At 34.9% G+C, this 13,984-nt stretch carries 10 protein-coding genes and 3 pseudogenes; 9 read left to right on the top strand and 4 right to left on the bottom strand.

From position 1 onward, the window contains the following. Positions 1-23 precede the first annotated feature (23 nt). Positions 24-654, bottom strand: a pseudogene (locus tag DMC01_RS07060) (IS1595 family transposase); the annotation flags it as partial. An 859-nt stretch (positions 655-1,513) separates the two neighbouring features. Between DMC01_RS07060 and ilvB the strand changes: the two are divergent. The 7 genes and pseudogenes from ilvB (at position 1,514) to DMC01_RS07035 (ending at position 6,783) form a co-directional block, all read left to right on the top strand. Continuing rightward, the gene (ilvB, locus tag DMC01_RS07055; protein ID WP_142693554.1) at positions 1,514-3,169 is read left to right on the top strand and encodes a biosynthetic-type acetolactate synthase large subunit; all 1,656 of its coding nucleotides are present in this window, start codon (positions 1,514-1,516) and stop codon (positions 3,167-3,169) included. A 10-nt stretch (positions 3,170-3,179) separates the two neighbouring features. After that, a complete protein-coding gene (ilvN, locus tag DMC01_RS07050) occupies positions 3,180-3,656 on the top strand; it encodes an acetolactate synthase small subunit (RefSeq protein WP_221887144.1) in 477 nt (158 codons plus the stop codon). Between the two features lie 163 nt (positions 3,657-3,819). Beyond that, positions 3,820-3,966, top strand: coding sequence for a hypothetical protein (locus DMC01_RS13450; RefSeq protein ID WP_185908807.1), 147 nt, complete (start codon positions 3,820-3,822; stop codon positions 3,964-3,966). Continuing rightward, positions 3,959-4,246: a hypothetical protein gene (locus DMC01_RS15085; RefSeq protein WP_246059095.1), complete on the top strand. Its 288-nt coding sequence runs from the start codon at positions 3,959-3,961 to the stop codon at positions 4,244-4,246. The genes DMC01_RS13450 and DMC01_RS15085 overlap by 8 nt, the downstream gene beginning before the upstream one ends. Before the next feature lie 132 nt (positions 4,247-4,378). Continuing rightward, complete coding sequence (locus DMC01_RS15080; protein WP_246059093.1) at positions 4,379-4,942, top strand: hypothetical protein; 564 nt, start codon at positions 4,379-4,381, stop codon at positions 4,940-4,942. Further along, on the top strand, positions 4,939-5,895 hold the full coding sequence (locus tag DMC01_RS07040) for a DNA cytosine methyltransferase (protein ID WP_142693552.1): 957 nt from the start codon (positions 4,939-4,941) through the stop codon (positions 5,893-5,895). Before DMC01_RS15080 ends, DMC01_RS07040 begins: the two co-directional genes overlap by 4 nt. Before the next feature lie 131 nt (positions 5,896-6,026). After that, a pseudogene (locus tag DMC01_RS07035) lies at positions 6,027-6,783 on the top strand (transposase). Between the two features lie 1,211 nt (positions 6,784-7,994). Here DMC01_RS07035 and DMC01_RS07030 read toward each other — a convergent pair. From DMC01_RS07030 to gabT, 3 genes are all read right to left on the bottom strand, one after another. Beyond that, positions 7,995-9,248, bottom strand: a complete 1,254-nt coding sequence (locus DMC01_RS07030; protein ID WP_142693551.1) for an aromatic amino acid transport family protein — start codon at positions 9,246-9,248, stop codon at positions 7,995-7,997. Positions 9,249-9,558: 310 nt separating this feature from the next. Then, positions 9,559-10,998 carry an NAD-dependent succinate-semialdehyde dehydrogenase gene (locus tag DMC01_RS07025; RefSeq protein WP_142693550.1) on the bottom strand — a complete coding sequence of 480 codons (1,440 nt, stop codon included), beginning with the start codon at positions 10,996-10,998 and terminating at the stop codon, positions 9,559-9,561. Continuing rightward, entirely contained in the window at positions 10,995-12,251 is a 1,257-nt protein-coding gene (gabT, locus tag DMC01_RS07020) for a 4-aminobutyrate--2-oxoglutarate transaminase (RefSeq protein ID WP_142693549.1), read from the bottom strand. Before gabT ends, DMC01_RS07025 begins: the two co-directional genes overlap by 4 nt. 521 nt (positions 12,252-12,772) lie before the next feature. On the opposite strand from gabT, the gene DMC01_RS15075 reads away from it, so the two are divergent. Together DMC01_RS15075 and DMC01_RS16595 are read left to right on the top strand one after the other, a co-directional pair. Beyond that, on the top strand, positions 12,773-12,919 hold the full coding sequence (locus DMC01_RS15075; RefSeq protein WP_246059091.1) for a hypothetical protein: 147 nt from the start codon (positions 12,773-12,775) through the stop codon (positions 12,917-12,919). Between the two features lie 51 nt (positions 12,920-12,970). Beyond that, a pseudogene (locus DMC01_RS16595) lies at positions 12,971-13,440 on the top strand (hypothetical protein); the annotation flags it as partial. Between the last annotated feature and the right edge of the window lie 544 nt (positions 13,441-13,984).

Genomic DNA, 13,984 nt, shown 5'->3' with positions numbered 1-13,984 from the left:
TTAAAGGTAATTGATACTTTTAGCTAAAATGACCTAGGATTTTTCCTAAGCCATTTTAACAAAATTTTATACAAATTTTCATTCTTAACTTTTACATTAGATCGAAATTCACTCTCTTTCAAATGAAGGTAGAAAAATTCCTTTTTAATGTCGTGAAACTGACTTAATCTAGCCTTTGTAAGGTCCCCAGAAATTCACAATTTCGTTGATATGATTTCGTCCGTTTGCAAACTCGTTTTTAGAGTGCTTTACCCTGTAACTTTGCTCCTTCTTGCAAAGTTGCAAGACAAAACGAAGCAAAAAATCCACCAAGGCACCGTAGGATTTTAGTCAATCGCTGTAAATTTCACTTTCTTCAAGCTCTGAAAAGTCCTTTATAATCGGTAATAATTCTTTTGCAGAGCAAGTGCTTGAGCGTATAAACTCGTGCGATTGCATTTTAACAAGCCTTTTGCTTGCAGTTACAAGACGAGTAGCACGAAGTAAAAACACAGGTGTCTTTTTTACAGCCCCACGCCCACGCTTTCCACGCACCCTTTTTGCCCCTTCTGCTAGCAGTTGCAAGACGAAACGAAGTAAAAAATAACTTTCACCCTCTTCGATTTCACCACTCATTTTAGAGATTTTTTCGCACTCTTTAAGGGTTAAAAGCTTGCTGCACTATCCTATTCACGCAAGGGCGAGAAACCTTACACAAAAATGGCGATTTTGCTTACGCAAATATCAGCACAAAAGCACTCTAAAATTGATTAAATTTTCGCTTTCAAATATAGGGCAAAAATACATATTTGTTTAAGATCGATTTTACCAAGCTTTTAGCTGTTATTACATCAGCTAAAAGTATCAATCGCCTTTTTAAAAACAAAATTCATAGTTTTTTAAGCCAACTTAGCTAAGTTTAGCCACAAAATAAACATTTTAAATCTATCAAATTTAAATTCACCCTATTGAAAAAATCATTTTAAATTAGGCCAAACTTGCACGGTTTAAAAAAGCCCCAAATTTTTTAAACACAAAGCCTAAAATTCAAAGTTTGCATAAAATTTAAACAGTTACAAAGCTAGGCTTGAATTTAGAAAAAATTCTATGTAATTTTAGCCAAAAGTATCAACCGTCATTTTAAAATTTGCAAAGCTAGGCTTGAATTTAACTTGATCTTTTTGAAATCAAGCCTTAGCTTAAAATTATAAACTTAGATTTAGCTTAAATTTAAAACTATAAATATCCTAGCTTGCTACTATTTTATACAAGCTTCCTTGCTTTTATAAAAAATTTAATTTTCTTGCCACAGTTTGAGAAAAAACTGCTATACTAAATACTTACAATTCATTTTGAAAGGAAGTGCGATGAAAAACTGTTTTAAGCCACATAAGAGCACACAAGCTAACACAAAATTCACAAAAAGCTTCACTCTGGTCCTTTGTGCCGTCTCTACTCTGATTTCACTGTAATTTCTTCTAGTTTTATTTTTGTTTTAATTTACTTGCCTTTTGGCATTTGAAAAGGATATTTTATGATTTTAAATGGTTCAGAAATTTTAATGGAGGTTCTCTTAGAACACAAGGTTGATCTTGTTTTTGGCTATCCTGGTGGGGCGGTTTTACACATCTATGATGCCCTTTATAAGTATCAAGATAAGATCAAACACATACTTCCTGTTGATGAGTGTGGGGCTTGTCATATGGCTGATGGCTATGCTAGGGCATCTGGCAAAACAGGGGTTGTCATAGCTACAAGCGGGCCTGGTGCTACGAATCTTGTTACCCCGTTAGCTACTGCTTATATGGACTCTGTGCCTCTTGTTGCCATTACAGGAAATGTTCCTACAAGCATTATGGGCAAGGATAGCTTTCAAGAGGTCTATATAGCAGGGATCACAATGCCAATTACCAAGCATAATTTCATAGTAAGAGACATTGATGATCTAGCAAAAACAGTGAGAAAGGCCTTTGCCATAGCAAATTCAGGCAGGAAGGGTCCTGTGCTTGTTGATATTCCAAAGGATATAAGTATGGCAAAAACTCGCTACTCAAAGCATTTTTTAAAGCCTAGCAGTGAAAAATATGGAAATTTTGACACAGAGCTTGAACTTATAGTAGATTTCATCAAAGAAAGCAAGAAGCCTTTGATCTATTTTGGAGGAGGTGCCAAGGATGCAAGCGAGAATTTAAGATCCTTTATGCAAAAGGCAAAAATCCCTTGCGTTCATACTACTATGTCTGCTGGAACTGTGGCTCATAATGATCCCTTAAATGTTGGGCTTTTGGGTATGCACGGCAAGGTAACTTGCAATACCATAGCGGCTGAGGCTGATCTCATCTTAGCCATAGGCACTAGATTTAGCGATAGGGTTGCCTTAAAGCCTTCTGAATTTGGCAAAAATGCAAAAAAGGTGCATATAGACATAGACAAAAGCGAGGTTGATAAGAATGTAGGCATTGATTGTAGCATTGTTGGGGATCTAAATAAGGTCCTAGCTAAGCTTTGTGATTTTGTTGAGCCTGCAAAAAGCACAGAATGGCTAGCCTATATACAAAAAATGCTTGATAAGGAAAATTCACAAAAGCACGATTTTAAAGCCTTTGAACCAAGAAATATCATTGAGTACGCAGTTAGTAAAACAAAAGAAGAAGCCATCTACACCACAGATGTAGGGCAGCATCAAATGTGGGCTGTGCAGTTTATCAAACACGCAAAGCCAAGAAGCTTTTTAATGAGCGGAGGGCTTGGTACTATGGGCTTTGGATACGGAGCAGCCATAGGTGCAAAGCTAGCTTATCCAAAAAGACCTGTGCTTCATATTACAGGAGACGGCTCATTTTTGATGAATTTAAACGAGGTTGCAACTGCTGTTGAGTATAAGATACCTGTAATTAGCATTATCTTAAACAATCAAACCCTAGGAATGGTTCGCCAGTGGCAGGCAAGCTTTTATGAGAAGAGGTATTCAAACACAGACATAAATAAAAAAGTTGATTACATAACAGTTGCAAAGGGCTTTGGGGCTGTGGGGTATTCTTGCAAGAATTTAGATGAATTTAAACAAGCCTTTGATGAGGCCTTGAATTTAGGCAAACCCGTATGGATAGAATGCCTTATACATAAGGACTTAAAGGTGCTTCCTATGATACCCTCAGGTGGCACTGTCAAAGACATCATAGTTAAGTAAAGGAGAGATGATGAAAAGAAGAATCTTGGTCTTAATCGTAGAAAATAATCCCAGCGTTTTAACCCGCATAACCTTGCTTTTTGGGCAAAGAGGCTTTAATATAGCTAGTTTAACCGTTTCTCCTACTTGCGCAAGTGATCTTTCAAGGATAACCATAGTTACTTATGCAGATAAGGATTTAATCACTCAGGTCATAAAGCAAACCTCAAAGCTTGTGGAGGTTCAAACTGTCGAGCTTTTAGATGAGGATAATGCCATAGAAAAGGATCTTTTATTGCTAAAAATAGGGACAAAAAACTATGATGAGAGGAAATTTTGCGACATAAGCAATGTCTATAATGCTAAGATCCTAGATCTATCTCCTAAAAGCCTTATAGCCGAGCTTTGTGCTGTGCCTCAGGTGATTGAGAGCTATTTGGCTGAGCTTAAAGGCTTTGAGATCTTAGAGCTTTCTCGCACAGGAATTACTGCTATGCAAAGAGGCTAACTACTCTTAAAGCCTTGTGTTATTTTTATGAATTTTACAAGATTTATTTGATGAGTTTACAAGGCTTAAAGGCAAGATCAAGTCTAAGCATAAATTAAATTCAATAAGGCTTTTAGAAGGAGAAATGATTTTGATAAAGAATGAATTTTTAAGGATTACTTTAATGCAGATCCTTTTAATAAGTATGGCTTTAATGAAAATCCTTTTAATATGGCACAGTAGAGTTTTTATCTTCTTAGCTAAGATTATTTTAAATTCACAGTTTCTTAAAACTCAAGCACCATCCTTGCAAGGCTTTAAAGATGTTTAAAAGCTTAGCTACCATAAAAGTTATCAGTGCATATTTAAGAGAAAAGGGACTTATAACAAATCATCTTAGTGGCATTAAAGATCTTTACGGTTTCTTTCAGCACCTGCAAAATCACAAAAACAAATTCTACGCACTTTACATTTATAATTACCTTTTCAACTTTATTAGCAGTGATGAAGTGGCTAAAAGAAAGACGAGTGCAAGGGTTTTTGAGGATTTACTTGCCATTATCTTTGATGGCGAGGTCGCAGATACCAAAATCCGCAAAAATTTAAATTAGGCCCCAAGTGATTATTTTATCAATGTCAAGGACAAAATCGCAAGTAACCGTAGAGAAAAAGCCGATCTTATCTTTGCTAACAACTACTCATTTAGCGTAAAAACCCTTTGTAGCGACAACAAAGAAATCAATATGGGTAGCTTTGAAAAAAAGGTGCTTTTTGATGGCTTAAAGGTTGATAATTATTTAAGCGAGAGAAAGTCTAAGGATGGAGCTGGACTTGGTAGCATACCGCAATTTTTAAAGCTTCTTAAACTCATAGAAACACTTTCAAGTTACGAAAAGCTCAAAGAAAAGTTTAATAAAATGGTTGAATTTATTTACAGCGATGATTTACTTTTGGGGGTTAAAAATAACGACAAAATGGAGCTTTATTTTTTTAATGGAGCTGAAATTATAGAAATTTTTAAAAAACACAGCCAAAATAAAGATGATTTTTTAAAGATTGTTAATCGCTTTGAGGGCAACTCTTTAAGGATTGATAGAACACCTTTAATTCAAAACTGCACCAAGAGCCTAAGCCTTGATTTTTCTTATCTTAAAAGCACAGTTATTGAACTTATAAACGAATTTGATTTAAAGCTCCATAAGAGCTATTTTGAGTATTTTACAGGTAAAAATTCAAAGGCTTTTGTTTTTAATGAATTAGACAAAATTTTTAATAAATTTGACGAAAATTACGAGGTTTTAGCGTGAAAAAAATTAGCGTTATTAGCCTTTTTAGTGGTTGTGGTGGGCTTGATTTAGGCTTTGTTAAAGCTGGTTTTAATGTTGTTTTTGCAAATGATATTGACAAAGAAGCTTGCGAAAGTTATGCCAAAAACATAGGCAAACACATAGTTTGCAAGGATATTTACACCTTAAAAGAAAATGAAGTGCCAAGCGGGGACATTTTAATAGACGGTTTTGCTGGTCTTGGTTTTACAATAGCAAACGGAAAAAATAGAAACTTAAATTCAAATTACAACACGCTTTATTTAGAGTATGCAAGGATTTTAAAGGCAAAACAGCCAAAGTATTTTTTCGTAGAAAATGTCGCAGGAATTCAAAGTGGCAAGGGTTTTAAAGAAAATTTCAACGAAAAAATTCTACCTAGCTTTGAAAAATGTGGCTATGATTTAAAATATACGATTTTAAATTCGAGCGATTTTGGAGTGCCACAAAATCGCAAAAGAGTAATCATTTTAGGCAAAAGAAAGGACAAGGCTGTGGAATTTCCGCCAAAGGCTTTTAAATCTGCAAAAACGCTTAAAGATGCCATTTATGATTTACCGCAGGATTATGACGAAAAAGTGCCAAATCATAGTGGCTCAAAGCATAAAATTCAAATTACAGGCTATGTGGGTAACCGCATTTTAGCTTGGGATAAGCCAGCCCCTACTATCACGGGGCGTGGTTCTCGCAGTGGTGGGGCTGTCATTCACCCACACCCAAATTTAAAAAGGCGTTTGAGTGTGCGTGAGTGTGCGAGGGTGCAAAGTTTTCCTGATGATTTCATATTTTGCGGTAGTAATGGGGCTTGTTTTGCTCAAATAGGCAACGCCGTGCCGCCCTTAATGAGCTTTTTTATCGCAAATGAATTTAGAAAGGCTTTTGATTTGCCTTTTAAAAAGCTAAATGCTAAAGAATGGGCTTTGCCTTATGTTTAAAAAGTGCTAGTTTATAAAAAGCGATTTAAAAAAACGAAAAACAAGGCTAATAGCTAAATTTCAAATGAGCCTTAGATTATAATTGATTTTGGCTCAATTAAACTTAAACCAAGCTGAAAGGTTCTTAAGTTATGGTTGTGCCTATGAAAAACAAATACATAATCCGTTTCCGAATTTCTGAAAAGAAATTTGATGAATTTTGAAGTATTTCTACCTTGATTTAGAAGCGAAAAAAATCGCTGAAATTTGTCAAATTCGTCATCAAAGTTTGTGTGAAATTTTCAGAGAAATTCGCATTTTAACCCTTAAAGAATGCGAGAAGCTTTCTAAAATGAGCGGTGAGATTGAATAGAATAAAAGTTACTTAGGTGGTGTACGTGGCAAACATGGGCGTGGGGCTGGAAAAAAGACACCTGTGTTTTTACTTCGTGCTACGCACTCGTTTCTTTACAAGAAGGTATGCTAAAACGCTAGGCTAGCGTTTATACACAGGTCGTCAAACATTGCTCTGCCAAAGAGTTGATGCCGATTATAAAGGACTTTTCAGAGCTTAAAGAAAGTGAAATTTACAGCTATGGATTAAAATCATATGGTGCCTTGGTGGATTTGTGTGCAAAGGCTCATTATAGGGTAAAGCACTCTAAAAACGAGTTTGCACACGCACGAAATCATATCAACGAAATTGTGAACTTTTTTGCTTCGTGCTACGCACTCGCAACTGTAAGCAGAAGGGGCTTTGCGAAGTTGACACTTGCTAAATTTCATGGCTAAAAAAGAAAATTTTGTGTTTCACTTAAAAGAAATAGAATTAAGACGAAAAATTTAAGGCGATATTCTCATCAAAATTTGCTGAAATTGATAAGAGAAAATCCTATTAGAGTATCTTGAGCATTTTAAAAAATTCTTTTGTGAATTTAAGCTTGAAAAAGCTTCTTGTGTGAATTTAAATTATTAAAAGCTCTTTTAAACAAGTATTAAACTTTCTTAGCATATGCTAATGCCTCAAAAAATTTTTGTTTGCTTTGTAAATTCGCAATGACAAAGTGGATAAAAATTCACAAAATACCCCCCCCCCACTTGTCATACTAAACAAAGAAACTTAACAAAGAAATCTTTTGGCTTTACCTTAATATGACAAAGAGTTATGTTAGTTTTTCAAAGCCTTAATATGATAAAAAGCTAGGGTTTTGTAATATTTAATATATGCTAAGAATGACGAAGTTTTTAAATCAAAAATTTATACGGTAAAATCAACACCTTTTGAAGTTAAAATTTGGCTAAATTCAACTTAATAAAATTTAAGGCTTAATACACTCTTAAGCAGATTTTCTCTTATCAACTTTGATAAATTTTGATAAAAATTTTGTCTTAAATTTTTATCTTAATATAAGCTCCTTTAAACATAACAAAGCTATATGTGCTTATTCAAAATCAACTCAAAATTTACACCTTTGATTTAAGTGCTAAATTTATGTGAAAATTCACACATTGGCTTTCAAAAAGCTTGGGAAAATCACTCAAATTTTATTACTTATTTTGCACCTAGCACAGGCAAGGTAAAAATTCATCCATTATGTCTTTTAAAGATCTAAACTATTTCAAATAACAAAATTTTTATTTATTAAATTTAAGTCTTAAAGTTTTTGTTTCAAGATCTTTTAAACTCAATATGCTTTAATCAGTTTGGCTCAATTTAACTTAAGCAGATTTTATCTTATCAATTTTGATAAATTTTGATAAAAATTCTATCCTAAATTTTTTGTCTTACTACAATTTCTTTTAAGTAAAGGATAAAATTTTCTTTATCCCACTAAATTTGGCTAAATTCAGCAAAAGCCCTTTTGCTTGTAGTTACAAGAGAAGAAAGTAAAAATATAGGTATTTTCTTATTAGTCGTCCCATTTTACAAACCCACCTATAAACGCACCATCTTATGCCTTACAGTTAGAAACTGCAAAAAACAGTAAAAATACGCCAACATCTCCCTAAATCACATTTAGAAAAATTTGCAAACAAAGCTTATTTTTCATAGGACTTAGCTTAAAAATCCTTTGGTCTAAGTTTAATTTAGCCAAATTTAATTAAGCTAAATCAATCTCTTAGTTAAAAATTCTATCAAGAAGACCATATTTTGAGGCTATACTAAGTAGGGTAGCACTAAGATATACAATAACAATACTTGCCTTTGCACCTATATTTGTAATCAGTGGTGGGCAAAGGTATTGAGAGTCTTGATCTCCATATTTTCTTGCATTTTGAAAGATTATGATAGGAAAAAAACTTAAAATAAGCGCACCAACAACCCCTGGCCAATAAAGTGCACTATCAATTCTCTCAACAACATTAAACAGCACCAACAAAAGTGGTGGTATGCTAACAAAAAGCAAGATGATAAATCTTATTTTGAGATTGTTATCAGCATCTTTGTTGATTTGATCGGCAACATTAGTAATAAACATACCGCCTAAGCCCCAATAAGAGGTAAGAATGGCAAACAAGCCAAATAAATTTGCAATCATAAAGGCCCAGTCTCCAATAGCCTTTCCCCAAGAGATAGTAACCACACTAGAAATATTTTGCAAGCCCTCCAAAATAATTGCTGAAAGTGGCACAAGGGCTAACATAGCAAAGGTGATAAAATTACCCAAAATAATCGCCTTTGGCAACATAGATGGCTTATGTGAAAAGCCACGAGCCATTTCAGGAACAATATACTGTGAAGAATACACAAATACAACAGTGTTAAAAATAGGGATAATTGCCACCCAATTCCAATGTGCTTCCAAAGCATTTTCAAAATTTATCTCGGCCTTAAAAAAGGTAGCAACAATCAAAGTAAGTAAGATACAAAACATAATGCCAACAACTTGCTTCTCACCGCGTCCAATAGCCTTTAATCCAAGCCACAATACACCAGCAGCAGGGATAAAAAACAAAATACTACCCCAATGCTTAGCAAGTCCAAAGATCTCATAAATTATATCCCCAGCTGCCTTTTCATACGCTATTAAGGCACCAATGGCAGTAACAGCAACAGAAATAAACATACAAATCTTTGCCACAGGTCCAATGTATCTTACAGATAGTCCTGTAAGCTGCAAATGAGCCTTTGTTCTTAGCGTTGCTTCTGCAATATAAAGCATGGTAATTGTAGAAAGAATACCGCCAATAACAAGCCAAAAAAACAAGGGAAGAAAGCCCACAGTTCTTGCAGTATAGGCTATGCTTAAAATGCCAATGCCAATGTTTGTTCCTACTAGCATTGCTGTTCCTTCTATAAAGGTAAGCTTTTTGGTTACAGGATGCCCTTTAAGCTCGGCAATAAATTCATCCTCTATCTCTTTGAGTTTCATTCTTCCTCCTTGTTTAAGATCTAAATTTAAATCACAAGCTAAAACTTAAAAATATACGGTTATAAAAACTACTTTGAATTTTAAGGTTTGCATTATCATTTATTATAAACAACTTAGAATTTCTAGTCTCTTAGATCTTGCAAAAATACGCAAAATTAAAAATTTACTTAGCTTACATAAGCTACTTTGATAGCCTTTGCAAGAGCTTAGAATTTCATTGATGTTTTATGAAAAAGCTTTTATATAATTAATTCTAAAAGTAATAAATTTAAAATTGTTATAAAGATTCAATGTCTTACTTGCAATAGAGCTACTGTAAATTCACACAAAGGTATTTAAGCTCTAAGTAATCATCAATCCCATATTTTGAACCCTCCCTACCAAGTCCGCTTTGTTTAACGCCTCCAAAGGGAGCAACCTCAGTAGAAATGATACCTGTATTAATCCCAACAATGCCATATTCTAAGGCCTCACCCAAGCGCCAAAGCCTTGCAGCGTCTTTTGTATAAAGATAGGCTGCTAGGCCAAATTCTGTATCATTTGCCATTGCGATCACCTCTTCCTCGCTTTCAAATTTAAAAAGTGCAGCCAAAGGACCGAAGGTTTCTTCTTTTGCAACAGCCATATTTTGACTAAGATTTGTTAAGATGGTAGGCTCAAAAAAGCTTAATCCCTTAGCATGCACCTTGCCACCTGTAAGAAGATTTGCACCCTTTAAGATCGCATCATTTATGTGTTCTTGCACCTTTGCTACTGCTTTTTTGTCTATTAAAGGACCTTGTGTGGTGCTAGCTTCTAAGCCATTGCCTACTTGTAGTTTTTCTACCTCAAGCTTTAAAGCCTTAGCTATTTTGTCATAGATTTTGCTTTGAAGGTAAATTCTATTTGCACACACGCAGGTTTGTCCGCTATTTCTAAACTTAGAGGCTAAAATTCCTTTCACAGCTAAGTTAAGATCAGCATCATCAAAGACAATGAAAGGAGCGTTTCCTCCTAATTCTAATGATAATTTCTTAATTGTATTAGCACTTTGTGCCATAAGGGCTCTTCCTACCTCTGTTGATCCTGTAAAGCTAATCTTTTTAACTATCTTGCTCTCACAAAGCACCTTACTAATCATAGAAGCCTTGCCTGTAACAACTTGCAATAGATCCTTTGGAAGTCCTGCCTTATAAGCAAGTGTCAATAAGGCATAAGCACTAAGTGGGGTTTGAGTAGCTGGTTTGACAATCATAGAACAGCCACTAGCAAGGGCTGGTGCTACCTTTCTTGTAATCATAGCAGAGGGAAAATTCCAAGGAGTAATAGCACCGCATACTCCTATTGGCTGCTTTAAGACAAGAAGTTTTTGTCCTTGTTGCACGGGTTGTAAAATATCTCCGTCAATTCTTCTACACTCTTCTGCAAACCAACGAATAAAGCTTGCTGCGTAGTTTATTTCGCCCATTGATTCACTTAGTGGCTTACCCATTTCTTGAGTAAGAATCACGGCTAAGTCTTGTTTATGCTCTTGTATCAACTCATACCATTTAAGCAAAAGATCAGCCCTTTCTAAGGCCAAAAGGGCTGACCATTTTTTTTGTGCTATTTGAGATCTTTGAATGAGATCTTCTAATTCCCCCTCAGTAATACCATACACATAGGCTATAATCTCATCTGTTGCAGGATTATTTACTGCGATAAAGCCCTCTTTTTTCTCCCTTGAAACAAATTCGTGTTGAAGTAGTGAAAAGTCTAAGTCTTTACTCATTTTACAGCCTTTGCAATAACCTTTTTAAGAATTTCAAGTGCCTTTTGAAATTGCTGATCTGGTATAGTAAGTGGATATAAGAAACGAATGACATTGCCATAGCTTCCACAAGTAAGTAGCAACAAGCCTTCTTCCATAGCAAGAGCTTGCACCTTTTTTGCTAACTCACTACTAGGCTGACCGTCTTTAAAAAACTCAACCGCTACCATAGAGCCTAAGGCACGAATTTCTGCAATTTCCTTGTGTTTTAAATTTTTAAGAAAGGCTTGCAAGGTATTTCCTAGCGTCTTTGCTCTTTGAAGTAGATTTTCTTCTTTGATTATCTTTAAGACCTCAAGGCCGGCCACAGTTGCAAGTGGGTTTCCAGCATAGGTTCCACCAAGTCCTCCAGGATTTACAGCATCCATAATCTTTGCCTTGCCACAAAGACCAGAAATAGGCAAACCCCCTCCTAAACTCTTTGCCATACAAAGAAGATCAGGTGTTACATCAAAATGCTCCATTGCAAAGAGCTTTCCCGTTCTAGCAAAGCCAGTTTGCACCTCATCGGCAATAAGAACTATCCCATACTGATCGGCAAACTCTCTTAAACCCTTTACAAAGTCCTTTGGTGCAGGATAAAAACCACCCTCACCTTGTACTGGCTCAAAGATAATAGCTGCTACATCATAAGGAGAAATAGAGCTTTTGCAAATATGATCTAAGCTTCTTAAAGCATCTTCTACGGTAATTTTATGCAAAGCATTAGGGTACAAGCCGTGATAAATTCCAATCATACCAGGTCCTAAATCTGCCTTATAAGGAACAACCTTTCCTGTCATACCAACAGCTGCTGCTGTTCTGCCGTGAAAGGATCCACCAAAGGCAATGACTGCGTATCTTTTTGTATGAGCCTTGGCAACCTTAATGGCATTTTCAGTAGCCTCGCCTCCTGTTGTAAAAAAACAAGTTTTTTTCTTGCCATCAATTGGTGCTAGTTTATTTATCTTTTCGGCTAATTCAATATAGCTTTCATAAGGACTTATTTGATAGGCTGTGTGGGTAAAGGCTTTAAGCTGTTTTTCAACTGCTTTTATAATCCTTGGATGTCTATGTCCTACATTTAAAACTGCTATGCCAGCAGCAAAGTCGATGAATTCTCTTTCTGTTGTATCCCAAATCGTTGAGTTTTGCGCCTTTGCAACAAACCAATCACAAAGCACATTTATGCCCCTTGGAGTAGCATCTTCTTTACGAGCCTTTAAATCTTTCATCTAAACCTCCCTCACTAAGAAATTCTATGCCTTTAAAATACCTTAAACACACGCAAAATCTAAATCTATCTTTTCGCAGATCCAAGATACTTGGTGATCTTATATCTTAAAAACACAGTATATAATAACACAAAAAAAAAAAAAAACGGATAAAAAAGAAATCAAAAAAAGATCCTTGTGTAATTTCAATACAGTATTTTTGAAATGATTAATGAAAGAATTAAATTTAGCTAAGCCAAAATGACGGTTAGCACAATCTTGACATAAAAATTCATAGCCTTTTAAAGGCAAAAGGCTACAAAAAAGTATTGATTTGTCATTCTAAGCCTACAAGCGAAGAATCCATAACTTCGTGGATTTTTCCCCTTCGTTTCGATTAGGATCAAAATGACAAGTGTAGTATTTGATATAGGCTCAAGATACTTTAATTTGATACAATATCATTTTAAAGTATGGAGAGCAAAATGAAAAATAAATATATGATTCATTCCCGAATTGTCTCAAAAGAAATTTAAGGAATTTTGAAGTATTTTTGCCTTGATTTAGAGGCGAAAAAAATCGCAGAAATTTGCAAAATTTCTCGTCCTTGTGTGAATAGAATTTTGCGTGAAATTCGCATTTTAATAGCCAAAGAATGCGAAAAAATCAGCAAAACGAAGTTTCTTTAGAAAATGAGTGGTGAGATAGAAGTCGATGAGAGTTATTTCGGTGGTGTGCGTGGAAAAAGGGGGCGTGGAGCTGGAAAAAAGACACCTGTGTTTTTACTTCGTGCTACGCACTCGTAACTGCTAGCAGAAGGTATGCTAAAACGCAATCGCACGAGTTTATACGCTCAAACACTTGCTCTGCCAAAGAATTGCTGCCTATCATAAAGGACTTTGCGGAGCTTAACGAATGCGAGATTTACAGCGATAGCTTCAAAGCCTATGATGGCTTGGTGGATTTTGGAGCAAAAGCTCATTACCGCGTAAAGTATAGCAAAAACGAGTTTGCAAAGGGACATAACCACATTAACGAAATTGTGAATTTCTGGAGCTATGCGAAGTTTCGTTTAGCGAAATTTAAGGGCTAAAAAAGAAAATTTTGTCCTCCACTTAAAAGAAACAGAATTAAGACGAAAAATTTGGGACAAAATTCTCATCAAAATTTGCTGAAATTGATAAGAGAAAATCCTATTAAAATATCTTGAGTCTTTATATAAAATCAATCGTCAAAATATAATTAAGCAAAGCTTTAAACTTGCGTGAATTTAATGCACAGTTTCACATTTTATGTAGCAAAAACGCATTTTGCATTTGCTTTGTCAAATTGTTTTTGCCTAAAATTCACAAGGCATTTTAAGCCTTAAATTCATCACGCAAAGTTTTGCACAAACGACTTCATTACTTTTCCAAAGAAAGCCAACACACAAGGTTTAAGACCTTGCAAAGAGCCTTGAATTTTTTGCCAAACCCTAATTTAATAACATTGAATGGAAAAAGATATTTATTAAGGCTTAATATGATAAATTCAACATTTTTGACAAAATACCTTTTTAAGATCTTGTGAATTTTTTATTGTAATATTTCTAAGAGCGTGAATTTATAAAGCTTCGCAAACTGTAAATGAGCTGATAAAATACAAAAAGCAAAAGCAAATTTAAACACAAGTGAATTTAAAGATTTTCAAAGCCCCTAAAAAGCTCCTTACAACACTTGTAAGCACTTTTAAATACTTTAAAAACACCTTCAAAA

The sequence above is a fragment of the Campylobacter troglodytis genome (assembly GCF_006864425.1).
Lineage (GTDB): Bacteria > Campylobacterota > Campylobacteria > Campylobacterales > Campylobacteraceae > Campylobacter_D > Campylobacter_D troglodytis.
The sequence above is the reverse complement of the archived record's forward strand: the minus strand, read 5'-3'. Positions and strand labels throughout refer to the sequence as shown.

Coding starts and splice junctions, on each gene's coding strand:
- DMC01_RS15080 (WP_246059093.1), top strand. CDS start 4,379: ATGGGTAGCTTTGAAAAAAAGGTGCTTTTTGATGGCTTAAAGGTTGAT.
- gabT (WP_142693549.1), bottom strand. CDS start 12,251: ATGAAAGATTTAAAGGCTCGTAAAGAAGATGCTACTCCAAGGGGCATA.
- DMC01_RS07025 (WP_142693550.1), bottom strand. CDS start 10,998: ATGAGTAAAGACTTAGACTTTTCACTACTTCAACACGAATTTGTTTCA.
- ilvN (WP_221887144.1), top strand. CDS start 3,180: ATGAAAAGAAGAATCTTGGTCTTAATCGTAGAAAATAATCCCAGCGTT.
- ilvB (WP_142693554.1), top strand. CDS start 1,514: ATGATTTTAAATGGTTCAGAAATTTTAATGGAGGTTCTCTTAGAACAC.
- DMC01_RS15085 (WP_246059095.1), top strand. CDS start 3,959: ATGTTTAAAAGCTTAGCTACCATAAAAGTTATCAGTGCATATTTAAGA.
- DMC01_RS13450 (WP_185908807.1), top strand. CDS start 3,820: ATGCAGATCCTTTTAATAAGTATGGCTTTAATGAAAATCCTTTTAATA.
- DMC01_RS07030 (WP_142693551.1), bottom strand. CDS start 9,248: ATGAAACTCAAAGAGATAGAGGATGAATTTATTGCCGAGCTTAAAGGG.